24 protein-coding genes are annotated in these 24,136 nt (G+C 61.1%); 6 read left to right on the top strand and 18 right to left on the bottom strand.

All coding sequences use genetic code 11. From position 1 onward, the window contains the following. Nucleotides 1-62: 62 nt before the first annotated feature. From DK870_RS12270 to coq7, 3 genes are all read left to right on the top strand, one after another. The gene (locus DK870_RS12270; RefSeq protein ID WP_104994834.1) at nucleotides 63-851 is read left to right on the top strand and encodes an SDR family oxidoreductase; all 789 of its coding nucleotides are present in this window, start codon (nucleotides 63-65) and stop codon (nucleotides 849-851) included. A 46-nt stretch (nucleotides 852-897) separates the two neighbouring features. Then, on the top strand, nucleotides 898-1,236 hold the full coding sequence (locus DK870_RS12265; protein ID WP_060757303.1) for a histidine triad nucleotide-binding protein: 339 nt from the start codon (nucleotides 898-900) through the stop codon (nucleotides 1,234-1,236). 117 nt (nucleotides 1,237-1,353) lie between these two features. Beyond that, the gene (gene coq7, locus DK870_RS12260) at nucleotides 1,354-2,001 is read left to right on the top strand and encodes a 2-polyprenyl-3-methyl-6-methoxy-1,4-benzoquinone monooxygenase (protein ID WP_123717337.1); all 648 of its coding nucleotides are present in this window, start codon (nucleotides 1,354-1,356) and stop codon (nucleotides 1,999-2,001) included. Between the two features lie 65 nt (nucleotides 2,002-2,066). On the opposite strand, the gene DK870_RS12255 is transcribed toward coq7, so the two are convergent. After that, complete coding sequence (locus tag DK870_RS12255; RefSeq protein ID WP_005792019.1) at nucleotides 2,067-2,489, bottom strand: OsmC family protein; 423 nt, start codon at nucleotides 2,487-2,489, stop codon at nucleotides 2,067-2,069. A 247-nt stretch (nucleotides 2,490-2,736) separates the two neighbouring features. Between DK870_RS12255 and crp the strand changes: the two genes are divergently transcribed. Then, the gene (gene crp / locus DK870_RS12250) at nucleotides 2,737-3,381 is read left to right on the top strand and encodes a cAMP-activated global transcriptional regulator CRP (protein ID WP_060757312.1); all 645 of its coding nucleotides are present in this window, start codon (nucleotides 2,737-2,739) and stop codon (nucleotides 3,379-3,381) included. Here crp and DK870_RS12245 read toward each other — a convergent pair. Genes DK870_RS12245 through DK870_RS12230 form a run of 4 tightly spaced genes read right to left on the bottom strand, consistent with a single transcriptional unit; the run spans nucleotide 3,378 to nucleotide 6,561 of the window. Further along, a complete protein-coding gene (locus DK870_RS12245) occupies nucleotides 3,378-4,073 on the bottom strand; it encodes a lipoate--protein ligase family protein (RefSeq protein WP_090368519.1) in 696 nt (231 codons plus the stop codon). The two genes, crp and DK870_RS12245, sit on opposite strands and share 4 nt — an antisense overlap. Before the next feature lie 2 nt (nucleotides 4,074-4,075). Then, a complete protein-coding gene (trpC, locus tag DK870_RS12240) occupies nucleotides 4,076-4,912 on the bottom strand; it encodes an indole-3-glycerol phosphate synthase TrpC (protein ID WP_161548732.1) in 837 nt (278 codons plus the stop codon). Then, nucleotides 4,909-5,958 carry an anthranilate phosphoribosyltransferase gene (gene trpD, locus DK870_RS12235; RefSeq protein ID WP_060757299.1) on the bottom strand — a complete coding sequence of 350 codons (1,050 nt, stop codon included), beginning with the start codon at nucleotides 5,956-5,958 and terminating at the stop codon, nucleotides 4,909-4,911. The genes trpC and trpD overlap by 4 nt, the downstream gene beginning before the upstream one ends. 9 nt (nucleotides 5,959-5,967) lie before the next feature. Continuing rightward, on the bottom strand, nucleotides 5,968-6,561 hold the full coding sequence (locus tag DK870_RS12230; RefSeq protein WP_060757298.1) for an aminodeoxychorismate/anthranilate synthase component II: 594 nt from the start codon (nucleotides 6,559-6,561) through the stop codon (nucleotides 5,968-5,970). Nucleotides 6,562-6,983: 422 nt separating this feature from the next. On the opposite strand from DK870_RS12230, the gene estP reads away from it, so the two are divergent. Next, nucleotides 6,984-8,903, top strand: coding sequence for an esterase EstP (estP, locus tag DK870_RS12225; RefSeq protein WP_161548731.1), 1,920 nt, complete (start codon nucleotides 6,984-6,986; stop codon nucleotides 8,901-8,903). A 135-nt stretch (nucleotides 8,904-9,038) separates the two neighbouring features. Here the strand turns inward: estP and trpE are convergent, their stop codons facing one another. From trpE to DK870_RS12175, 10 genes are all read right to left on the bottom strand, one after another. Then, on the bottom strand, nucleotides 9,039-10,520 hold the full coding sequence (gene trpE, locus DK870_RS12220; protein ID WP_060757296.1) for an anthranilate synthase component I: 1,482 nt from the start codon (nucleotides 10,518-10,520) through the stop codon (nucleotides 9,039-9,041). Between the two features lie 68 nt (nucleotides 10,521-10,588). Next, entirely contained in the window at nucleotides 10,589-11,407 is an 819-nt protein-coding gene (locus tag DK870_RS12215; RefSeq protein ID WP_060757295.1) for a phosphoglycolate phosphatase, read from the bottom strand. Then, nucleotides 11,404-12,078, bottom strand: a complete 675-nt coding sequence (gene rpe / locus DK870_RS12210; protein WP_025857056.1) for a ribulose-phosphate 3-epimerase — start codon at nucleotides 12,076-12,078, stop codon at nucleotides 11,404-11,406. The genes DK870_RS12215 and rpe overlap by 4 nt, the downstream gene beginning before the upstream one ends. An 83-nt stretch (nucleotides 12,079-12,161) precedes the next feature. Next, nucleotides 12,162-13,310: an iron-containing alcohol dehydrogenase gene (locus tag DK870_RS12205; protein WP_060757294.1), complete on the bottom strand. Its 1,149-nt coding sequence runs from the start codon at nucleotides 13,308-13,310 to the stop codon at nucleotides 12,162-12,164. Between the two features lie 85 nt (nucleotides 13,311-13,395). Continuing rightward, nucleotides 13,396-14,220, bottom strand: a complete 825-nt coding sequence (locus DK870_RS12200; protein WP_161548730.1) for an ABC transporter permease — start codon at nucleotides 14,218-14,220, stop codon at nucleotides 13,396-13,398. Between the two features lie 12 nt (nucleotides 14,221-14,232). After that, nucleotides 14,233-15,465, bottom strand: coding sequence for an ABC transporter permease (locus DK870_RS12195; protein ID WP_161548729.1), 1,233 nt, complete (start codon nucleotides 15,463-15,465; stop codon nucleotides 14,233-14,235). Nucleotides 15,466-15,543: 78 nt separating this feature from the next. After that, complete coding sequence (locus DK870_RS12190) at nucleotides 15,544-16,584, bottom strand: ABC transporter substrate-binding protein (protein WP_161548728.1); 1,041 nt, start codon at nucleotides 16,582-16,584, stop codon at nucleotides 15,544-15,546. A gap of 43 nt (nucleotides 16,585-16,627) precedes the next feature. Next, a complete protein-coding gene (locus DK870_RS12185) occupies nucleotides 16,628-17,740 on the bottom strand; it encodes an ABC transporter ATP-binding protein (protein ID WP_060757290.1) in 1,113 nt (370 codons plus the stop codon). Nucleotides 17,741-17,966: 226 nt separating this feature from the next. Continuing rightward, entirely contained in the window at nucleotides 17,967-18,596 is a 630-nt protein-coding gene (locus tag DK870_RS12180) for a response regulator transcription factor (protein ID WP_104994840.1), read from the bottom strand. An 18-nt stretch (nucleotides 18,597-18,614) separates the two neighbouring features. Continuing rightward, on the bottom strand, nucleotides 18,615-20,609 hold the full coding sequence (locus DK870_RS12175) for a histidine kinase (RefSeq protein ID WP_161548727.1): 1,995 nt from the start codon (nucleotides 20,607-20,609) through the stop codon (nucleotides 18,615-18,617). Between the two features lie 77 nt (nucleotides 20,610-20,686). Between DK870_RS12175 and DK870_RS12170 the strand changes: the two genes are divergently transcribed. Beyond that, entirely contained in the window at nucleotides 20,687-21,658 is a 972-nt protein-coding gene (locus DK870_RS12170) for an alpha/beta hydrolase family protein (RefSeq protein ID WP_060757287.1), read from the top strand. 3 nt (nucleotides 21,659-21,661) lie between these two features. Here the strand turns inward: DK870_RS12170 and DK870_RS12165 are convergent, their stop codons facing one another. From DK870_RS12165 to DK870_RS12155, 3 genes are read right to left on the bottom strand one after another with little or no spacing between them, the layout of a single operon-like run. Further along, on the bottom strand, nucleotides 21,662-22,429 hold the full coding sequence (locus DK870_RS12165) for a TerB family tellurite resistance protein (protein ID WP_060757286.1): 768 nt from the start codon (nucleotides 22,427-22,429) through the stop codon (nucleotides 21,662-21,664). Between the two features lies 1 nt (nucleotide 22,430). Further along, nucleotides 22,431-23,105, bottom strand: a complete 675-nt coding sequence (murU, locus tag DK870_RS12160; protein WP_060757285.1) for an N-acetylmuramate alpha-1-phosphate uridylyltransferase MurU — start codon at nucleotides 23,103-23,105, stop codon at nucleotides 22,431-22,433. Then, nucleotides 23,102-24,127: an aminoglycoside phosphotransferase family protein gene (locus tag DK870_RS12155; protein ID WP_060757284.1), complete on the bottom strand. Its 1,026-nt coding sequence runs from the start codon at nucleotides 24,125-24,127 to the stop codon at nucleotides 23,102-23,104. The genes murU and DK870_RS12155 overlap by 4 nt, the downstream gene beginning before the upstream one ends. Between the last annotated feature and the right edge of the window lie 9 nt (nucleotides 24,128-24,136).

Here is a 24,136-nt window from a genome sequence, read left to right as displayed (position 1 = left end):
AAACGCCCGCCCGCCTGTGATGTCCCTGTCACAGGCTCGGCGGCGTTGCGATGGAGAAAGGCATGACCCGTTACGCTCTGATCACCGGCGCCTCCAGCGGCATCGGCCTGGCTTTGGCCGAAGCCCTGGCCCGGCGCGGCCGCAGCCTGATTCTGGTGGCCCGTCAGCGTGATCAGTTGGAAAGCATTGCAATCGAATTGACTCAACGCTTTGGCGTCGAGGTGCTGTTTCGTGCCTGCGACCTGGGCGAGCCCCTGCGTTTGTCCGGGTTCCTGCTGGAACTGGAAGAAGGCGAACGTCAGATCGACTTGCTGGTGAACTGCGCCGGCATCGGCACCAGCGGGCCATTTCTGGCCCAGGACTGGATGACCGAACAAGACCTGATCGAAGTCAACATCCTGGCCCTGACCCGCATGTGCCATGCCCTTGGCAACGCGATGGCCCTGCACGGGGGCGGGCAGATTCTCAACGTCGCCTCAGTCGCCGCCTTCCAGCCCGGCCCGTGGATGAGCAGCTACTACGCCAGCAAGGCTTATGTACTGCACTTTTCCGAAGGGTTGCGCGAAGAGTTGAAAACCTGCGGCATCAAAGTTTCAGTCTTGTGCCCCGGACCTACACGCACGGCGTTCTTCGGCACCGCGCAAATGGACGCCGCAAAGCTCGACCGCAGTGGACAATTGATGAGCCCTGAGGAAGTGGCGCTCTATACCGTGCGAGCACTGGAAAAGAACAAAGCCATCATCATTCCCGGGCGACGCAACCGCTGGCTGGCCTTCAGCCCGCGTTTCAGCCCACGCTGGCTGACCCGCAAGATCGCCGGCGCGATCAACAAGGCCTATTGCCCGCGCTGACGGCCTGGGTACACTCACCCCGCACTTTCATAATGGAGAAACAGCTGTGGATACTCTGTTCACCAAGATCATCAACAGAGAAATACCCGCGAAGATCATCTACGAGGATGACCAGGTCCTCGCCTTCCACGATATCGCGCCTCAGGCACCGGTGCATTTCCTGGTAATCCCGAAGAAGCCGATCCGTACGCTCAATGACCTGACGGAAGAAGACAAGAGCCTGGCCGGCCATATCCTGTTCACTGCCCAGCGCCTGGCGGTAGAGCAAGGCTGCGAAAAAGGCTTTCGCGTGGTGATGAACTGCAATGAAGATGGCGGGCAGACCGTCTATCACATCCATATGCATGTACTCGGCCAGCGCCAGATGAACTGGCCACCGGGCTGATCAGCCTCGCGGTACAGGTCGCGGCCCAAGGCTGCGACCCCATGCCCCTGACTCAGCACAAACGCTTTGTCCTCTCTTGCGGTAAACTGGCCGCCGAGATTCCTCCCGGAGGTCAGCATGACTACCCAACGTCACTACTCGCCGATTGACCGTTTGTTGCTGCAAGCCGACATGGCCATGCGCACGCTGCTGCCATTCAGCGGCCAACCTTACCGTCCATCGCCCGCCATCGTGCAACCTGACGCGCAGATGAGCGAGACCGACACCCGCCACGTTGCCGGCCTGATGCGTATCAACCATACCGGTGAAGTGTGTGCCCAGGCGCTGTACCAGGGCCAGGCGCTGACCGCCAAGCTGCCGCAAGTACGCGCGGCGATGGAACATGCGGCCGAAGAAGAAATCGACCACCTGGCCTGGTGCGAACAGCGCATTCGCCAACTGGGCAGCCACCCCAGCGTGCTCAACCCATTGTTCTACGGTTTGTCGTTCGGCATCGGCGCCGCTGCCGGCTTGATCAGCGACAAGGTCAGCCTGGGGTTTGTCGCAGCGACAGAACATCAGGTATGCAAACACCTGGATGAACACCTGGAGCAATTGCCGGCGGAGGACGAAAAGTCCCGAGCCATTCTTGAGCAAATGCGCATCGATGAAGAACACCACGCAGAAAGCGCACTGGATGCCGGCGGTTTCCGCTTCCCGGCGCCGGTAAGGTTCGGCATGAGCCTTTTGGCTAAGGTCATGACCAAGAGCACCTATCGCCTATAAGTACCTAGAGCCTGACCCACAAAAAAGGGCGCTATAGAAGCGCCCTTTTTCTTTTGCGTGTCCCGTCAGCCCAGCTCGATGATTTCGTAGTCGTGGGTGATCGCCACACCGGCCGCGCCGAGCATGATCGACGCCGAGCAATACTTCTCGGCCGACAACTCGATGGCACGTTTGACCTGAGCCTCTTTCAGCGCTCGCCCCTTCACCACGAAATGCATATGGATCTTGGTAAACACCTTGGGATCTTCAGTGGCACGCTCGGCCTCCAGGAATGCTTCGCAGCTCTCCACGGCCTGGCGGGATTTCTTCAGGATGCTGACCACGTCGAAATTGCTGCAACCGCCTACGCCGAGCAGGAGCATTTCCATCGGGCGTACACCCAGGTTACGGCCACCGGCCTCCGGCGGGCCGTCCATGACCACGACATGGCCACTGCCCGACTCACCGAGGAACATGGCTTCGCCCGCCCATTGGATGCGTGCCTTCATCATCCAGACTCCACTGCTAAAAAAGGGTCATCAGCTTAGCACAGGGCCTCGAAACAGCAGCGCCCCGCATGAAAGCGATCAATGACAGCATTTGCCAGGCAAAATCATCAATCGAATCAGAATGCGTCTGGTAAGCTGGCGCCAATTCAATGGCGCATTGCCATCTTTTGTGCAGCGTGTATCAATGCCGACACCGCTGGATAAAAACAAATCCAATCACACCCTGCAGTTCTTTCGGGATACAACCATGGTTGCTCTTACTCCCACACCCAAGATCAAGAATCTCGACAAGTTGTTGATGCATTGCCAGCGCCGTCGCTATCCGGCCAAACACAACATCATCTGCGCAGGCGAACGCTCGGAAACGTTGTTCTTCATTGTGAAGGGCTCAGTCACCATCTTGATCGAGGATGACGACGGTCGCGAAATGATCATCGCGTACCTCAATACCGGGGATTTCTTTGGGGAACTCGGGCTGTTCGAACAGGCGGGTAAAGAGCAGAAACGCAGCGCGTGGGTGCGGACCAAGGTCGAATGTGAAGTGGCCGAGATCAGCTATACAAAATTCCGCGAACTGGCCCAGCATGACCCCGACATTCTGTACGCGCTGAGTGGTCAGATCGCCCAGCGCCTGCGTGACACCACGCGTAAAGTGGGCGACCTGGCATTCTTTGATGTCACCGGCCGCGTGGCTCGCTGCCTGCTTGAGCTGTGCAAACAGCCTGACGCGATGACCCACCCCGACGGCATGCAGATCAAGGTCACACGCCAGGAAATCGGGCGCATTGTCGGGTGTTCACGGGAAATGGTCGGCCGCGTGCTCAAGGACCTGGAAGAGCGCAACCTGGTGCACGTCAAAGGCAAAACAATGGTGGTGTTCGGTACCCGTTAACCCGGCAGGAAACTGGCCAACATTTGACGGTACAGGGCGTCCAGCCGAGCGATCGCATCCGGCGCGGGAAAAGCTTCGTGCAGGGCAATATGGCTGTCGGCACGCACCCGCTGGTCGAGACCGCAGGCTTGATTGAAGCGATTGACCGCCGCGATCAGTTCCTCACGGTCGTTATCCAGCAGCAATGCACCATGCACCAACCCCACCGGGCGGCCAGCACTTTGTCGCCAGCGCTGGGCGGTGCCGACCATTTTGCGGCCGTTCAGATTGACGTTGTAGCGACCGTCACAAAACGCGCCGTCGATTTCACCGACAGAAGCATCGCCCCCCAACTCGCTGAGTAAATCGCAGATCGGCTGGCACAAACGCAAGTAACCGGTTTCGATACGATTCTGGTCACCTTCGCTGCGCGGCGGTGCATAGACCAGGGCGATATTGACCGTCGCACTCGACTGCGGCACCGGTTCTCCGCCGGTTTCACGCAGCAGTACCGGCCAACCGGCATCCGCTGAAACCTGGCTGGCGGTTGCGAAAGCCGGCAGCCGGCTCAAACGGCGCGGCATGACCAAGGCTTGATCGCTGGGCTGCCAAAACAACAGCCCGAACGCCTGCTCACCCGCACACACGGCCGCCAACAACGCCTGCTCGGCGGCAAGCCCTGCCTCAACGGTCATCCTTGCGGGCAGGGTCATCATCAGTCCAGGGTCGAACCGCTGATCGTCACGCCACGCTCCGGGAAGAACAGGCGTTGCAGCTCCGCCCCCGGGTTCTCGGCGCGCATGAATGTCTCGCCGACCAGGAACGAATACACGCCGCTGATTTCCATCAGTTCAACGTCAGCTCGGTTGACGATGCCGCTCTCGGTAACCACCAGGCGGTCCCGTGGAATGCGCGGCAACAGGTCGAGGGTGTTTTCCAGGCTGACTTCGAAGGTGTGCAGGTTACGGTTGTTGACTCCCACCAGGGGTGTGTCGAGGGTTTTCAGAGCGCGTTCCAGCTCGTCGCCATCGTGGACTTCGACCAACACATCCAGCCCGACGCTTTTGGCCACGGCGGCCAGCTCAGCCATCTTCACGTCATCCAGCGCGGAAACGATCAACAGCACACAGTCGGCGCCGAGGGCACGGGCTTCGACGATCTGGTAAGGGTCAACCATGAAATCCTTGCGGATCACCGGCAGCTTGCACGCGGCGCGAGCCTGCTGCAGATACAAGTCGGAACCTTGGAAGTAGTCGATATCGGTCAGCACGGACAGGCAAGTCGCCCCGCCCTTCTCATAGCTGCCGGCGATTTCCGCCGGCACGAAATGTTCGCGGATCACGCCTTTGCTTGGAGAAGCCTTCTTGATTTCGGCAATCACCGCCGGTTGCTTGAGCTTGGCCTGGGTGATCAAGGCATTGGCAAAACCACGCGGGGCATCGGCGACTTTCGCCTGAGTCTCAAGCTCCGCCAGGCTCACGCGCGCGCGGCGCTCGGCGACTTCTTCGGCTTTGCGCGCGAGGATTTTTTCCAGCACGGTCGGGACACTCATCCTTCATTCTCCATCTTGAACACTGCGGTGAATGCTCCCAGCTCTTCGAGCTTCTCGCGAGCCAGACCGGTGTGCAACGCATCGTGGGCCAAAGCAACACCCTCTTTAAGACTATAGGCATGGTCCGCTGCGTAAAGTGCCGCGCCAGCATTCAGGACAATCATTTCCGCGGCTTTTTGGCCATTTTCAGTCTTGCGACGCCCCAAGGCATCACGAATCAGCTCCAGCGATGCCGCCGGGCTCTCAACCGAAAGGCCGTGCAAACTCTGGCTCTTCATGCCGAGATCTTCGGGCTCGACCCAATATTCGCTGACCTGGTCATTCTTCAGCTCCGCGACAAAGGTCGGTGCCGCCAGGCTGAACTCATCCAGGCCATCCTTGGAATGCACCACCAGCACGTGCTTGCTGCCCAGACGCTGCAGCACTTCGGCCAACGGCCGGCACAGCGCCTGGCTGAATACGCCCACCACCTGATGTTTCACACCGGCCGGATTCGTAAGCGGGCCGAGCATGTTGAACAGGGTACGCAGGCCAAGATCCTTGCGCGGGCCTGCTGCGTGTTTCATCGCACCGTGATGGGACTGAGCGAACATGAAGCCAATGCCCACGCTGTCGATACAGCGCGCCACTTGCACCGGTGTCAGGTTCAGGTAGATCCCGGCCGCTTCCAGCAAATCGGCACTGCCGCTCTTGCCGGAAACCGCACGGTTGCCGTGCTTGGCCACGGTGCAGCCGGCGGCAGCGACGACAAAGGATGAAGCCGTCGACACGTTGAAGATATTGGCGCCGTCACCGCCGGTGCCAACCACGTCGACTACACCGTCGAGGGTATTGAGTTCGACCTTGTCCGCCAGCTCGCGCATGACCGACACGGCGCCCACGATTTCGTCGATGCTCTCGCTCTTCATGCGCATCGCCATCATGAAAGCGCCAATCTGCGCATCGGTGCATTGACCGGTCATGATTTCGCGCATCACATCGCTCATTTCAGCGGTGCTCAGGTCCAGATGGCCGACGATACGGCTCAGGGCAGTCTTGATATCCATGGAAAGTCCTTAGCGCGTGCCGCCGCTCTGCTTGAGAAAGTTGGCGAACAGCTCGTAGCCCTGCTCGGTCAGGATTGATTCGGGGTGAAACTGCACCCCTTCGATATTCAGCGTCTTGTGGCGCAGGCCCATGATCTCGTCGACCGAGCCGTCTTCCAACTGGGTCCAGGCGGTCAACTCCAGGCATTCGGGCAGCGTCTCGCGCTTGACCACCAGCGAGTGGTAACGGGTTACGGTCACCGGCAAGTTAAGGCCGTGAAACACCCCCAGGTTCTTATGGAACACCGGGCTGGTCTTGCCGTGCATCACTTGGCGCGCACGCACTACGTCACCGCCAAACGCCTGGCCGATGGACTGATGGCCCAGGCATACGCCCAAAATCGGCAATTTGCCGGCGAAGTACTTGATCGCTTCCAGGGAGACGCCGGCTTCGGTCGGCGTGCAGGGCCCCGGCGAAACCACAATGCGTTCCGGATTCAAGGCGGCGATTTCGGCCACGGTCAGTTCATCGTTGCGCACCACTTTGACCTCGGCGCCGAGTTCACCCAGGTACTGCACAACGTTGTAGGTAAAGGAGTCGTAGTTATCAATCATCAGCAACATGTGGGTTCAAACCTCTTGAATTCACTGATTTCGAATGACCGCCTTCCAAAAGAGTGTCCCGCTGCCAGACGCACGTTCCGGTTGCCGGGGTGAGCCGGCAAGGGCGTCAAACAGAGGGTGCAGAAGGCAAATCGGTACAGGTCCGGCCAGGCCGGCAGAGAAAAATGTCAGGCGCGCCAACGCCAACGGGCGTGTGCCTTGACTACTCGCATCAAGAGTTTGCTGATGATCAACACGGGGAGGGTCTCATTCATACGTTCAGGCACAGTAACGTAGCCTCGCCAGCGGTGCAATATGGAGCAACGAATACGGGGGCATCACCACCGCCTCCTTATAGGAAAAAACCGTAATCGTCGAAGAAAAGCCGGAAAACATTGCTAGTGTTTCACCTGCGATACAAAAACAACTAAATGGAATTTTGCATGTTCAGACCGACTTTCTTCGCTCCATTGGCCGGCTGCCTCCTGTCACTGGCCTGCACGCAGGCATTTGCAGCCTCCTCTCCCTACTCAACCATGGTGGTTTTTGGCGACAGCCTCGCCGACGCCGGCCAGTTCCCCGACGGCAACGCCGGCGCCACCTTGCGCTTTACCAACCGCACCGGGCCGACGTTCCAGGGCGGCTACGGCCTGGTTTCATCGACCTTATTGGGTACCAGGCTGGGTGTCGCGCCTAACGACCTGAATGCCTCCACCTCACCGGTTCGTGCAGCACAAGGTCTGCCTGACGGGAACAACTGGGCGGTCGGCGGCTACCGTACCGACAATATTCTGGATTCCATCACCTCCGTCTCCAACGCGGCGATTCCACCCGGCAACGCCGGTGGCGGTACCGTACTGCGCAGCCGCCAGGGTTATCTACCGGCCAACGGCGGGCGAGCCGACCCCAATGCGCTGTATTTCCTCTCCGGGGGCGGCAATGACTTTTTGCAAGGCCGTGTACTCAGCCCCGGCCAAGCCGTTGCCGCAGGCGGGCGTCTGGCCGACAGCGCACAAGCTCTGCAACAAGCGGGGGCGCGCTACATCATGGTGTGGATGTTGCCCGACCTGGGGCTGACACCGGCGATTAACGGTACGCCGGCACAAGGGGCGAGTACTGCCCTGAGTAACCTTTTCAACCAGGCGCTGGTCCAGCGCCTGTCGCAGATCGACGCCCAGATCATCCCGCTGAACATCCCGTTGCTGTTGAAGGAAACCTTCGCCGACCCTGCCCGCTTCGGCCTGGCCACCGGACAAAACCTCACGGGCACCTGCTTCACCGACCCCAGCTGCGCCAACCCGACCTATGGGCTTGGCGGCACCAACCCCGATCCGACCAAGCTGATCTACAACGATTCGGTACACCCCACCATCACGGGGCAACAGCTGATCGCCGACTACGCCTATTCGCTGCTCGCGGCGCCATGGGAATTGAGCCTGCTGCCGGAGATGGCCCAAGGCACCCTGCGTGCGCACCAGGATGAACTGCGCAATCAGTGGCAGGCCGACAACGGCCACTGGCAGGCGGTGGGCCAATGGCGAGCGATTGTGGCGGGGGGAGGCCAGCACTTGGACTTCGATCGTCAAGGCAGCTCGGCCAGCGGTGACGGCAATGGCTACAACGTCAATGTCGGCGGCAGCTACCGGCTCAACGGGAGCTGGCGTGTAGGCGTTGCAGCCGGGCTGTATCGACAGACTCTCGAAGCCGGCGCCCACGATTCGGACTACAAACTCAACAGCTACATGGGCAGTGCTTTCGCGCAATACCAGCAAAACCACTGGTGGGCCGATGCCGCACTGACCGGCGGCAAGCTGGACTTCGACAGTCTCAAGCGCAAGTTCGCCCTGGGCGTCAGCGAAGGCTCGGAGAAAGGTGACACCGACGGCTGGCTATGGGCCTTGAGCGGCCGCGCAGGCTATGACATTGCCGCTCCAGGCAGCGACTGGCACCTGTCGCCCTTTGTCAGCGCCGATTACTCGCGGGTCGAAGTAGAGGGTTACTCGGAAAAAGACAGCCGCTCCACCGCACTGACCTTCGCCGATCAACAACGCGACTCCAAGCGCCTCGGCGTCGGCCTGCAGGGCAGCTACCGCGTGACGCCGCAAACCCAGGTATTTGGCGAGGTCGCCCACGAGCACGAGTTCGAAAACGACACCCAGAAGGTGAAGATTTCACTCAACAGCGTGCCGGGCATCGACTTCAAACTGGATGGCTACACGCCCCGCAGCAACTCGGACCGTTTGAGCCTGGGAGTCAGCCACAAGCTGACACAAGAGCTGGCGCTGAGGGCTGCGTATAACGTAAGAAAGGATGACAACCTGACCCAGCAAGGGGTGAGTGTGGGGGTGAGCCTGGACTTCTGATCAAGTCTTGAAATGGCGCAAAACCAAAGTGGGAGGGGGCTTGCTCCCGATTGCGGTGGATCAGCCAGCTCATTGGTAACTGACACTCTGCAATCGGGAGCAAGCCCCCTCCCACACTTTGATCTACAGCTGGCTTCACCCCTGCGGGGTTTGCTCAGCCAACGCCACCGCGCGGAACATGGCGCGGCGCTTGTTCAGGGTTTCTTCCCATTCAAGGGCCGGCACCGAGTCAGCCACAATGCCGCCACCGGCCTGCACATGCAGTTCACCGTCCTTGATCACCGCGGTGCGGATCGCGATGGCGGTGTCCATGTTCCCGTTCCAGGCGAAATAGCCCACCGCGCCGCCGTAGACGCCGCGCTTGACGGGCTCCAGCTCATCGATGATTTCCATCGCACGAATCTTCGGCGCACCCGACAAAGTGCCCGCCGGCAAAATCGCCCGTAGCGCGTCCATCGCGGTCAAGCCGGCCTTCAGCTCGCCGGTCACGTTGGAGACGATGTGCATGACGTTGGAATAGCGCTCGATCACCATCTTCTCAGTGAGTTTCACCGAGCCGATTTCCGAGACACGCCCGGTATCGTTGCGGCCCAGATCGATCAGCATCAAGTGCTCGGCGATTTCCTTGTCGTCGCTCAGCAGGTCTTCTTCCAGCGCCAGATCCGCCTCTTCGGTCGCGCCACGCGGGCGAGTACCGGCGATCGGGCGCACGGTGATCAGGTTGTCCTCGACACGCACCAGCACTTCCGGCGAGCTGCCCACCACGTGGAAGTCGCCAAAGTTGAAGAAGTACATGTAGGGCGTCGGGTTGAAACAACGCAGCGCACGGTACAGATCGATCGGCGCCGCCTTGAAGTCGATGGACATACGTTGCGACGGCACGACTTGCATGCAATCACCGGCGAGGATGTATTCCTTGATGGTGTCGACTGCGCGCTCGTAGTCATCCTGGGTAAAGCTGGAGCGGAATACCGGGTCAGCGGCAGGCGGACGGCTGAGGTCCAGCCCGCGCCGCGGAGTGATCGGCTGGCGCAGTTTATCCAGCAGGGCTTCGAGACTGGCCTGGCCTTGTTCGAACGCGTCCGCCTGGGACGGGTCGGCCAACACGATCGCATGCATCTTGCCGGCGAGGTTGTCGAAGACCACCACGGCATCGGAGACCATCAGCAGAATGTCCGGCACGCCCAATGGGTCGGGGTTCGGGCATTTGCCCAGGCGTTTTTCCACGTAGCGCACGCAGTCGTAGCCGAAGTAACCCACCAGGCCGCCGTTGAAACGCGGCAGGCCGGGAATGGTCGGTACGTTGTAGCGCGCCTTGAAGGTCTCGACGAAGGCCAGCGGGTCTTCCACATCATGGCTTTCGATCTCGACGCCATCATGCGTGATACTCACCCGATGGTCGTGTACCCGCAGCACGGTACGGCACGGCAGGCCGATGATCGAGTAACGGCCCCATTTCTCACCGCCCTGTACCGATTCCAGCAGATAGGAATTGGGCTGGTCGGCCAGTTTCAAGTAGATCGACAGCGGCGTATCGAAGTCGGCCAGGGTTTCGCAGGCCATGGGAATACGGTTATAGCCGGCAGCGGCCAAACGCAGGAATTCTTCGCGGATCATGAGGTGCCTCGTGGCTTGAGGGTCAAACGGTCAGATAGGCAAACGTGCCGCAGCGCGGCCAGGATCAGTCAGGCGCGCCAACGCCAGCGGGCCAGGGCCTTGATGACTTTCATCCAGAGTTTGCGAGTGACCACCACGATGGGATTTCCAGAAGGGTTTGAATCAACGTCGGGCAACGTTATCTCAGCGCCCGCTCCCAAGCAACCGGGGATTAACTGGCGCAGGTCATCAATCACCAGCGCCGGCGACTCTTCGGCAATCGGCCGGCCATGGTTGTAGCCGTAGCTCAGGGCCACGCACTGCACCCCCGCCGCTTTCGCCGCCAGCACATCACTGCGCGAATCGCCGACGAACAACGACTGGGACGCGGGGATGTTGGCCATTTTCATCACGAAGAACAGCGCCGCCGGGTCAGGTTTCTTCTGCGGCAGGGTATCGCCGCCGATGATCCAGCGGAAATAGCGGCCGATCTTCATCTCGTCCAGCAACGGCGCGACGAAACGCTCCGGCTTGTTGGTGATCAGCGCCATTTCCACACCCTGCTTGCTCAGCCACTTGAGGGTGTCGCGCACGCCTGGGTACACCACGGTCAGTTCGTGGCTGCTCTCATAGGCGGCGTTAAACAGCTCCAAGGCGTGTTCGGCCTCGACATCGTCCACACCGTCGGCGTCGAGATGATTGGCCAGGGCCCGGCGCACCAGCATCTGTGCGCCGTTACCCACCCATTCGCGCACCGAATCAATGCCCGCCGGCTTACGCCCCAACTTGAGCAGCATCTCGTCCACCGCCGCCGCCAGGTCAGGCACCGAGTCGATCAAGGTACCGTCCAGATCGAACATCACCAGCCGTGGCAGTTTACCGGGGAACAGCCGCTCAAAGCCGCTCATGGACGCGCCAGCGCCAGTTCGGCACGCATCTTGTCGATGACTTCCTGGTAGTCCGGGGCGTTGAAGATCGCCGAGCCGGCCACAAAGGTATCGGCACCTGCGGCAGCGATTTCGCGGATATTGTTGACGTTGACCCCGCCGTCGATTTCCAGGCGGATATCACGGCCGGACGCATCGATCAGCGCACGGGCTTCGCGCAGCTTGTTCAGCGTGCCGGGGATGAACTTCTGCCCGCCAAAGCCTGGGTTGACGCTCATCAGCAAGATCATGTCGACCTTGTCCATCACATACTCGAGCACGCTCAGCGGGGTGGCCGGGTTGAACACCAGGCCGGCCTTGCAGCCGCCTTCGCGGATCAGTTGCAGGGTACGGTCGACGTGCAGCGAGGCTTCCGGATGGAAGGTAATGTAGGTCGCGCCGGCCTCGACGAAGTCGCCGATGATGCGATCCACCGGGCTGACCATCAGGTGCGCATCGATCGGCGCGGTGATGCCGTACTTGCGCAACGCCGCGCAGACCATCGGCCCGATAGTCAGGTTGGGTACGTAGTGGTTATCCATGACATCGAAGTGCACGAAGTCCGCACCGGCGGCCAATACCTTGTCCACTTCCTCACCCAGGCGGGCGAAGTCGGCGGAGAGAATCGATGGAGCAATGACGAAGGGCTGCATGACGCACCTTTTTGAGCTAAATCACGATGGCGCGCATTGTATACCTCATGCTTTGCCGCGCGCACCGTGACCTGGCTCAATGGCTAGTACGCCGCGCGGTAGATTTTCTCGATATCCGCTGTGCTGAGCTGGCGCGGGTTATTGCGCATCAGGCGTTCAATGCCTGCAGCTTCGGCAGCCATGGCCGGAATTGCGTCTTCGGGAATCCCGAAGCTGCGCAGGCCCGTGGGGATTTCCACGGCCGCGCACAGCCGCGTCATCGCCGCGACGGCCTGATCGGCCGCGTCAACCAGACTCAAGCCGGTGACATTCACACCCATGGCCTCGGCGATGTCGCGCATGCGTTCGACACACGCCAGCTTGTTCCACTGCATCACATAGGGCAGCAACAGAGAGTTGCTCACGCCATGCCCGATATGAAAACGACCGCCCAGCGGATACGCCAACGCATGCACGGCGCCCACCCCGGCGTTACCGAACGCCATGCCCGCCATCAGGCTGGCGGTGGCCATGTCGTCACGGGCCTGCAGATGCCCCGGGTTGGCGTACGCCTTGGGCAGTGCGTTGGCTATCAACTTGACCGCGCCTATGGCCAGGGCATCGGTAATCGGCGACGCATTCAGCGACAGGTAGGCTTCAATGGCATGCACCAACGCATCCACACCGCTGGCGGCTGTCACGCTGCGCGGGCACGTGAGGGTCATTTGCGGGCTCATCAGTGCAACATCCGGCAGCAAGTAATCGCTGACGATGCCTTTTTTCAATTGCGCGACCTTATCGGAAAGGATCGCCACATTGGTCACCTCCGAGCCGGTACCGGCCGTGGTCGGGATCGCGATCAACGGCGGCCCCTTGCGTGGCACCTGGTCGATGCCGAACAGATCGGCCAGCGCACCGTGGTAGCCGGCATACGCGCCGACGCATTTCGCGATATCGATGGAGCTGCCCCCGCCGACACCAATCAAGCCATCATGCCCGCCGTCGCGGTAGGCCTGCATACAGTCTTCGACGATGGCGATTTCCGGGTCGGGCTGCACCCGGTCGAAGATTTCATAGTCGCGCTCGCCCAAATGCTCGAGCGCCAGCGCCACGGTGCCGGACTTGACCAACGCCGCATCGGTGACGATCAGCGGGTTATCCACATCCAGGCGTGTGAGTTCGGCGGCCAGTTGCTCGATGGCACCTGCGCCGGTGAGCAACTTGTGGGCGATCTTGAATGAGGAAGTACTCATGTGCGCGGCCTCTTATTGAAGGATGGGCTGGCACAAGAGTAGCTCTCTATACGGGGTTGTCAGCCATTCAGCAGCTGAATGGTCATCATACCTGCGCAGTGCGCAGCTTCTCGCTACGCCCGCGCAACCATTCCAGGGTGAGCAACAGCAGCACCGAGAAGGCAATCAGCAAGGTGGCGGCAGCGGCAATGGTCGGGCTGAGGTTCTCGCGAATGCCGCTGAACATCTGGCGCGGCAGGGTCGCTTGCTCGGGGCCGGCGAGGAAAAGCGTCACCACCACTTCATCGAACGAGGTGGCAAAGGCAAACAGCGCCCCGGAAATCACCCCCGGCGCGATCAACGGCAAGGTCACCCGGCGAAACGCGATCAATGGTGAGGCGCCCAGGCTCGCCGCCGCCCGCACCAAGTTATGGTTGAAACCCTGCAAGGTCGCCGACACGGTAATGATCACAAACGGCACACCCAGCACCGCATGCACAACGATCAGCGAGAAGAAGCTGTTGCCCAGGCCCAGTGGCGCAAAAAACAGGTAACTCGCCACGCCGATAATCACCACCGGCACCACCATCGGCGAAATCACCAAGGCCATCACCAGCGCCTTGCCGGGGAAATTGCCGCGCGTGAGGCCTATCGCGGCCAATGTGCCGAACACCATGGCCAGCACCGTGGCGGCCGGCGCGACGATGATGCTGTTCTTCAACGCACGCATCCATTCGGCCGAGGCGAAGAAATCCTGGTACCAATGCAGCGAAAAACCTTGCAGCGGGTACACCAGGAAACTGCCGCTGTTGAACGACAGCGGGATGATCACCAGCACAGGCAATATCAGGAACAACAGGATCAAGCCGCACAGGATCCGCAGGCTGTAGAACCACAGGCGTTCGACGGGCGACATATAAGGGATCAGCATCGCAAGGTCTCCTCAGCTCAGGCGCAGGCGGCTGGCGCCTACCAGCCGGTTGTAGATCAGGTACAGCAACACCGTCGCCAGCAGCAGCAAGCCGCCCAGCGCCGTGGCCATGCCCCAGTTGATGCTGGTGTTGGTGTAGAACGCCACGAAGTAGCTGACCATCTGGTCGTTCGGGCTGCCGAGCAGCGCCGGGGTGATGTAGTAACCAATCGCCAGGATGAACACCAACAGGCAGCCGGCGCCGACGCCGGCGTAGGTCTGCGGGAAATACACGCGCCAGAAGCTGGCGAACGGGTGGCAGCCCAGGGAAATCGCTGCACGCATATAGGTGGGTGAGATGCCTTTCATCACGCTGTAGATCGGCAGAATCATGAACGGCAACAGGATGTGCACCATGGAGATGTAGACCCCGGTACGGTTGAACACCAGCTCCAGGGGTTTGTCGATCAAGCCCATGCTCATCAAGGCGCTGTTGATCAGGCCACCGGATTGCAGCAGCACGATCCACGCGGCGACCCGCACCAGGATCGAGGTCCAGAACGGCAGCAGCACCAGAATCATCAGCAGGTTGCTTTTGCGCGCCGGCAGGTTGGCCAGCAGGTACGCCAAGGGATACGCCAGCAGCAGGCAGATGAAGGTAATCACCAGGCCCATCCAGAAGGTACGCGCGAAAATGTCCAGGTAAATGGCCTGGTCCGGCGTAGCCGGGGCCAGTTCGCCCAGGTCATTGATACGGTGGTCGACAGCCGCCAGCAGGTAGAACGGTGTGAGGCTGCTGGTATTGCGCCGGATCGCCTGCCAGTACGCCGGGTCGCCCCAACGTTCATCGAGGCTTTCCAACGCTTCTTTGTAAGAGGCGGGCGCCTCGGTAAAGGGCAGCGCCCGCGCGGTTTTGGTCAGCAGGCTGCGATAGCCGGCCAACTCCATATTCAAGCGCTTGGACAGGTCGCCCAGCGTCTGGTTTTTGCGCGCTTCGCCCAAGTCTTCGCTCAGCGCCTGATACACCGGTTCGCCGGGCAGGCCACGGCCATCCCAGGCCTTGACCGCCACCACGGTACGCGGCAAACCGCCCACCACTTCCTCGTTGCCGACGCTTTTGTAGAGCAGCGCAATGATTGGCACCAGGAACACCAGCAGCAAAAACAGCACCAGCGGTGCAATCAATGCCTGGGCCTTCCAGCGGTTGAGCCGTTCGGCACGCGCCAGGCGCTGCTTGAGGGTGGGGCTGGGAATGGCGATAGCCATGGCTGACTCCGGATCTTGAAAGGAAATGCAGAACCCTGGTGGGAGAGAGCAACGCCTCTCCCACCGGAGCAAGCGGTGTTATTTGGCAGCCCAGGAATTGAAGCGCTGCTCCAACTGCTCGCCGTTATCCGCCCAGAAGCTCACATCGATCTGCACCTGGTTGGCGATGTTTTCCGGGGTGGTCGGCATATCCTTGAGGATGTCCTTGGCCAGCAACGGAACCGCTTGGGTGTTGGCCGGGCCGTAGGCGATGTTTTCCGAGTAGGTCTTCTGCTGCTGCGGCTGTACCGAGAAGGCGATGAATTTCTTCGCGGCTTCGGCACGGTCTTTCGACAGGCCTTTAGGAATGGCCCATGCGTCAAAGTCGTAGATGCCGCCGTTCCACACCACCTTGAGGTTGCTTTCTTTCTGCACGGCGGCGATACGGCCGTTGTAGGCCGAACTCATCACGACATCACCCGAGGCCAGGTACTGTGGCGGTTGGGCGCCCGCTTCCCACCACTGGATCGACGGCTTGAGTTCGTCGAGCTTCTTGAATGCACGGTCCTGGCCATCTTTGCCGGCCAACACTTTGTAAACGTCCTTGGGCGCTACGCCGTCGGCCATCAGGGCGAATTCCAGGGTGTACTTGGCACCTTTACGCAGGCCGCGTTTGCCGGGGAATTTCTTGGTATCCCAGAAATCCGCCCAGCTGGTTGGCGCGGAAGCCAATTTGTCGGCGTTGTAGGCCAACACCGTGGACCACACGAAGAAACCCACGCCGCACGGCTGGATCGCGCCTTTTACGTAGTCCGCAGCATTACCGAACAGCTTGGGGTCCAGCGGTTCGAACATATCTTCGTCACACCCCCGGGACAACTCCGGCGATTCCACTTCCACCAGGTCCCAGGACACACTCTTGGTGTCGACCATGGCCTTGACCTTGGCCATTTCACCGTTGTACTCGCCGGCGACGATCTTGCCGTTGCCCGCGCTTTCCCACGGTGCGTAAAACGCCTTGACCTGAGCGGCCTTGTTCGCGCCACCAAAGGACACGACGGTCAGGTCCGGGCCGGCCATGGCCTGGGTCGCGCCGAACAAGCCGATAACCAGCGCTGAATACTTAAGGGATCTCAACATTGTTGTGCTCTCCACGTGCAGGGTTGGTGAAGCCATGGGGCGATCAATTCGCCTCTAGAAGTGGGTCGAGTGCGCGAACGTGCTCGACTTGCCAGCCAATCGGTACCACGTCGCCGACCGCCAGGGCCGGGTCCAGCTCGGCGATCGGTTGTTTCACAAAAAAATCGGTCTTGCCGCAAACTTCCAGACGCACGCGCACGTGGTCGCCCAGGTAGATGAATTCCGCCACCCGCCCCGAAAAACGATTGATGCAGCTTTCGCTGGAACCATTGAGGCTGACCCGCTCCGGACGCACCGACAGCGTGACCGGCCCGCCGACCTGACCCACGTTCACCGCCAGCGCCTCGACCTTCTCGCCGCGCGCCAGCTCCACGACGCAGCGCTCGCCGGTGTGGCTGTGCAAGCGGCCGTTGAGACGGTTGTTCTCGCCGATGAAGTTGGCGACGAAGGTATTTTTCGGTTCTTCATACAAGGTCCGCGGCGCAGCAATCTGCTGGATCTCGCCCTGATGAAACACCGCCACGCGGTCGGACATGGTCAAGGCCTCGCCCTGATCGTGGGTCACGTACACCACGGTCACGCCGAGACGCTGATGCAGGTGCTTGATCTCCATCTGCATGTGTTCACGCAGTTGCTTGTCGAGAGCACCGAGGGGTTCGTCCATCAACACCAGTTGCGGTTCGAACACCAGCGCACGGGCCAGGGCCACGCGCTGTTGCTGACCACCGGAAAGTTGCGCCGGGTAGCGTTGGGCGAAGGCGTCGAGCTGGACCATGCTCAGCACGCGCTTGACCCGCTCACTGATGTCGGTCTTGCTTAACGAGCGCACCGAGAGCGGGAACGCCAGGTTCTCGGCAACCGTCATGTGCGGGAACAGCGCGTAGTTCTGGAACACCATGCCGATATCGCGCTTGTGCGGCGGCACGTTATTGATGGAACGCCCGGCCAGGAGGATTTCACCGGCGGTCGGTGTCTCAAAGCCGGCGAGCATCATCAGGCTGGTCGTCTTGCCGGAACCCGACGGCCCAAGCAGTGTGAGGAACTCGCCCTTGCGAATCTCCAGGTTGAGGTCTTTGACGATCAGGTTCTCGCCGTCGTAGCTCTTCTGCACGCCACGAAAGCTGACCAGCACATCATTTGTATCCGCCTCGCTCATACCCGCACCTTTGTGTTTTGGACCACAATGGAACAAGCGTAGTCCAGGCGCAAGCCCCCGGAAATCGGGGGCTGGGAGAGAATTGCATCAGCCGGTTGGAAGGTTGGGGGTAGGGATCGCCCTACAGCGATGGCGGGCACAGGACGGTGCAACTACAAGGGGTGAGCTGCAAGCGGCAAGAATGGGCTCGGTGATGGTTTGCAGGGTGTCGCTAATGGGCATGTCGTCAGAGCAGCCTGTGCTCCATGGCGTACTTCACCAGCTCCGCCAACGAAGTGATATTGAGCTTTTGCATCAACCGCGCCTTATGCGTGCTGATGGTCTTGCTGCTCAGCGCCAGTTGCTGGGCAATATCATTGACGTTGGCCCCCTGGGCCAGGCGTTCGAATACCGAGAACTCGCGCTCCGACAGCAACGAATGCAGCGGCCGCGTATCGGTCAGGCCGACTTCGAAGACCATACGGTCGGCCAGGTCGGGATCGATATATCGCCCACCGGCTGCGACCTTGCGAATAGCGGTCAGCAACAGCGCCGGGTCGCTGTCCTTGGTGGCATAACCCGCCGCGCCGACCTTGAGGGCGCGGGCGGCCATTTGCGCTTCATCATGCATCGACAACACCAGAATCGCCGGCGGATTGCCCAGCGCCCGGATGCGCGCAATGGCCTCCAGGCCGTTCACACCCGGCATCGAGATATCCAGCAGCACCACCTCGCACGTCACATGGCGCAAGGCTTCCAGCAACTGCTCGCCATTACTGGCTTCACCGACCACCTGCAGGTCTTTGGCCAGGCCGATCAATTGCTTGATGCCCTCTCGGACGATGGTGTGGTCTTCGGCTACCAATACGCGAATCACAGGTTTTTCCTCTTGTTGTCAGGCATCCAACGGCACCGTGACGCTCAGGGTGGTGCCTTCCCCCACTTCGCTATGCAGGCTCAGTTGCCCGCCCATCATCAGCACTCGCTCGCGCATACCGACCACGCCGAAAGAAACAGGGCGGCCGGGGGTTTCGACGAAACCGACGCCATCATCGCTGATGGTCAACCGCAGGTCTGCCCCCTCAATCACCAGGGTCAGCTCAACGGTATGCGCCTGGGCATGGCGCATCACATTGGTCAGTGCCTCCTGCAGGACCCTGAACAAACCAATGGCCTTGGCGTCACTCAGGGCCGGCAGGTTATCCGGAACCTGTACCAGGCAGGGAATTTGCGTGCGGGCTTCGAAGCGCCGGGCCTGCCATTCGATGGCCGAGGCGATGCCGGCGTCGAGGATCGGCGGGCGCAGCGCGGTGGCCACATCGCGCACCAGTTGGAACAACTGGGCGATCAGGCGCTTCATGCTGTTAAGCCGCTCATTCAGGCCAGGGTCGAGCTGCGCATAGGCCAATTCGCACATCGAGGTTTCCAGCTTGAGCACCGTGAGCATCTGGCCCAACTCATCGTGTACCTCGCGGGCGATGCGGGCTTTCTCTTCTTCGCGCACGGTTTCCAGGTGGGCGGACAATTCGCGCAACTGCGCTTCGCTTTGCAGCAAGGCGGCCACGTAACGGCGGCGTTCGGTGACATCGTTGAGGTACACCACCAGGTATTCGCCCTGAGCAAAACGCAGGAAACTCAAAGACACATCGGCGGGCAGGATACTGCCGTCGGCGCGCACGCAATCGGTGGCGAAGGTTTGCCCGCCCTCCTCGCTGGCGCGGGCGCGTCGCCACAGGTTGAGCCAGCGATCCATGTTCAAGGTCGGGTCGACCTCGACCAGCGGCCGCTCGATCAGCGCGCCCGGAGCGTAGCCGAGCATGCTTTCTGCCGCACGATTGGCGTAACGCACATGGCTGTCCCAATTGACCCACAGGATGCCGACCGTACTTTGATCGATGGAAAACTGCGTCAACCGCAGGGCTTCGGCACCGGCAGCGCGGGCGGCGCTTTCTTCCCGTGCCGCCAGCAAGTCGTGTTCCAGGCCGCGTTGCTGGCGACGCTGCCAGGCGACCATCGCGAGGCAGGCCAGCAAGCAGATTCCCAGCAACAGGCTGAGGTTCTTCCAGAAACCCGGGAATTCCGACAATCGCGGGTACTGGGGTTGCAGCCAGCGATTGTGCAACTGGTCCAAGTCTCGCGCGGGTATCGCCCGCAAGGCGCTCTGCATGAGGGTTGCCAGTTCCGGCCAATCGCGACGCGTGCCCACCCGCAGCAACTGTGGCAAGCCGATATCACCGACCACCGCCAGCCCCGCAAATTCTGCTTCGCCGGACAAGCGGCTCAGTTGCGCCTCATCCACCACGGCATACCGCGCTTGTTGGCTTACCAGCAACTGCAGGGCCTGGCGCTCCATGGGCACCCCTTGCAAGTTGAGGTTGGGATAGGTGCTGCGCAGGTAATCGGCCACGGCGCTGGGCATGCGCACGGCAATGCGCGATCGTTCGTCGAGTTTCTCCAGCTCCACTGCGCCGCCGCCTTCGCGGACGCCGACAATATGCTGAGGCACACGCATGTAAGGGTCGGTGAATAACCACAGGCGCAAACCCGCCGGGGTTTGCTGCAGGCCGGGCGCAATATCCACTTCGCCGTCGCGCACGGCGGCCTCCAACTGCTCCTGATCGGGAAAATTGCGCCACAACAGTTCGATATTCAGCGCCTTGGCCAGCCACTGCATCAACTCCACATTGGCCCCGGACAAGCGTTGCAGGCGCCGGTCGTATTGCGCGTAAGGTGCCTGCAACACCAGCCCCACGCGCAACTCCGGATGCTGGCTCAGCCACTCACGCTGCTGCGCATTGAGCTGTGCTTTCGGCGCAACGGGCGCAGGCGCGGCCGTTGCCATCAAGGCACAGCACAAACCGCCGATAATCAGCAGACAGCGAAAACCCATGATCCACGTCTCACATCACTGACAAATACTGACCAACCCATTAGGCTGCTGGAATCATTTCTGGCCGGGAATTAACGATGCCCTTTCACCACCGTTCGGCACTGCCAGCATTGTGCCTGTCGCTGCTATTTACCAGCGCCTTTTCTGTTCAGGCCGCTGACGCCCCCGCGCCCGCCGCCGAAAAACCTGCGGAGCGCCAAGCGCTGCCCGAGCGCAGCCAGGAAGAGGCCAGCGCGCTGGAGCGCAATATCCCACAACACGAGCAACAACAATTGCAGGCCGGCACCGATTCGTTCCTGGCCTTATGGAAACCCGCCAACAGTGCAGAACCGGAGGGGGTGGTGATTATCGTCCCCGGCGCCGGCGAAAATGCTGACTGGCCGCAAGCAATCGGCCCGTTGCGCCGCAAATTGCCGGATGCCAACTGGGGCAGCCTCAGCCTGTCGCTGCCGGACGTGAGCATGGACACCCTGCCGCCACGGGTGATCGAAGCGCCCAAGGCAACCGTCGACACCAGCAGCAAAGACGGCAGCACGGCCGCCAAGCCCATCGAACAAGCCGCCAGCGCCGAAGCCGAAGGCACAGACCCAGCGGTAGTGCCGGGTGCCGATGAACAGGACAAGACCGACGCCAAGCGTATTTTCGACCGGATTGACGCAGCCGTGGCCTTTGCCCAGACACAGAGCGCGCGCAGTGTGGTGCTGCTGGGCCACGGCACTGGCGCCTGGTGGGCCGCACGTTACCTGAGCGAAAAGCAACCGGCGCAGGTTCAGAAGCTGGTGCTGGTGGCCGGCAAAACCCCGGTGGGCCGCCAACCGGATCTGCAACAAGTGGCCCCGGCCTTGAAAGTGCCGACGGCGGATATCTTCTATCAGGACAATGCCCTGGACCGTAAAAACGCCCTGGCGCGGCTTCAGGCGGCCAAGCGTGGGAAGAATGAAGGCTATAAGCAGGTGTCACTCAAGACCCTGCCCGGCAACAGCTCGGCCGAGCAGGAGCAGTTGTATCGGCGGGTTCGAGGCTGGTTGAGCCCGCAAACCGTCGACTGAGGCTTACCGGAAATCGCGCCGTTCGCGAATCAACGCATAGGCGTTGTGCAACTCGCGGGTTCGCTCGGTTGCCTCGCGCACTTGCGCGGGGCTGGCGCCGGTGCCGGCAATCTTGTCCGGATGGTGACGGCTGAGCAGGCGGCGATAGGCACGCTTGATCACGGACGGCTCCGTAGTTGCGGTGACCCCCAGGATTCGCAACGCCTCCTGATAGGCCCCCCCTCGGTTCACCAGCGGCTTGCGCTCGGGGGTGTAATCGGACGCCAGTGCGTGCAGTTGTTGCGGTGTCCAACCCAGCCACTTGCCCCACTGGTCAATCAGGTCGCGCTCGGCGTCATCCGCTCTGCCATCGGCCCAGGCCATGCGCCAGCAGGCGCGCAGCACGCCCTCTGCCGCATGGGGCTGCGCCTTGAGCACGCGCAGATAGCTACGCACCCGATCGCTACCGGACTTGCCCCGGTTGAACGCCGTGATAGCGCGGCGCTGGGCGGGTTCGTTCATATCCAGTGCACGCATTTCCAGGCGCGCCTGCTGGATATGCCCATCCACCACCCGGCCATTGCTTTTGGCCAGTCGGCCCAGCAGCACAAACAGCAATTCGTCATTGCGCAGCGCCGGCCGGCCACCCAGGCGTTCGCGCAATTGCGCCCAACTCTGCAGTTGCAAGCGGCGATCCAGCGCCTGCCCCAACAATGCCCCCAACAAAGCCCCCGGAATGCTGGCAATGGCAAAGCCAGCCCCGGCGCCGATCAGCGTCCCTGGCCACAACATCTTATCGCTCCGCAGTCAGCAGGGTTTCGACCTGCGCCAGGCGCTCCAATGTCCCCACATCAATCCAGCGTCCCGCCATGTGCTCCCCCGTTACCAGACCTTTGCTCATGGCCGCCCGCAGCAGCGGCGCCAATTTGAAGGCACCGGCACTGCAACCCGCGAACAGCTGGGGGTCGAGTACCGAAATGCCACTGAAGGTCAGGTTATCGGCACCGGGCGCGGCATCATGAAGCAAACCCTGGTCCAGGTAGAAATCACCACCCGAAGGGTGATGCGCCGGGTTATCCACCATCACCAGGTGGGCCAGGCCCTGAAGCGGCTGACGTAGCCGGGTGAAGTCGTAATCGGTCCAGATATCACCATTGACCACCAGGAACGGCTTATCCCCCAGCAACGGCAAGGCCTGGAAAATCCCGCCTCCGGTTTCCAGCGGTTCACCTTCGGCCGAATACTGGATGCGCAGGCCAAACTGCGCGCCGTCACCCAGATAACTTTCGATCTGCTGACCGAGCCACGCATGGTTGATCACAATCTCGGTGAAACCGGCCTTCGCCAGTGCCTCCAGGTGATACTCGATCAGTCGCTTGCCGCCCGCTTGCACCAGCGGCTTGGGCGTATGCAGCGTCAGCGGGCGCATGCGCTCGCCTTTGCCGGCGGCCAGGATCATCGCCTTCATAGGCTCGCCTCGACCGGCTCGCGCAGGCTGGCAAGCAACTCACCCAGTTCGCGCAGTTCGGGCCGGTCTGCAAGCACCGCTTCTATATAAGCAAAGAAGCGCGGCACATCCGCCAGATAGCGCGGCTTGCCGTCGCGGTGGCAAATGCGCGCAAAGATGCCGATGACCTTGAGGTGGCGCTGCACGCCCATCAGGTCGCTGGCACGCAGGAAAGCCTCGAAGTCGGCGTGCACGGGAATGCCCAACTGCACGGCAAGCTCCCAGTAGCCGCGCTGCCATTCGCGCACACGCGCCTGGGGCCAACTGAGGAATGCATCCTTGAACAGACAGGTGATGTCGTAGGTCACCGGGCCGTAGACCGCATCCTGGAAATCCAGCACGCCAGGGTTGGGCTCGCTGATCATCAGGTTGCGCGGCATGTAGTCGCGGTGTACCAGCACCTTCGGCTGGGCCAGGGCGCTGTCGATCAGTTGCTCGCTGACGCGTTGCCAGAGATCGCGCTGGCGAGTATCGAACTCGATACCCAGGTGCCGGCGAACGTACCACTCAGGAAACAATTCCAGCTCGCGACGCAGCAAGGCAACGTCATAGCTGGGCAGTGGCGCATCCATCGGCAACTGCTGAAAAGCCAGCAGCGCATCGATGGCATCGGCAAACAATTGATCGGCGTTGTCGGCGTCAATCACGTCCAGATAGGTTTTTCTGCCCAGGTCATTGAGCAAAAGGAAGCCGCGAGGCAAATCTTCTGCATAAATTTTGGGTACGTTTATCCCCGATTTCGCCAGTAGATGCGCAATTTCGACGAAAGGTTTGCAGTTTTCCTGGGGCGGTGGCGCGTCCATGACCACGAACGTATGTGCCCCTCCCTCCCAGCGGAAATAACGCCTGAAACTCGCGTCGCTACTGGCCGCGGTCAATGTGGCCGGGGGTACGGCACCCCAACCCTGGGCGTTGAAAAGGATTGGCAATTGCTCATCCAGCCAGACTTCCAGCTGTTGTAAACGTAGATCTTGCTCGGGCATTACAAGGGT

The organism is Pseudomonas sp. Q1, from assembly GCF_009935975.1.
GTDB classification, from domain to species: domain Bacteria; phylum Pseudomonadota; class Gammaproteobacteria; order Pseudomonadales; family Pseudomonadaceae; genus Aquipseudomonas; species Aquipseudomonas palleroniana.
Note: the sequence above shows the minus strand (reverse complement) of the source record. Positions and strands in the feature narration are given on the sequence as shown.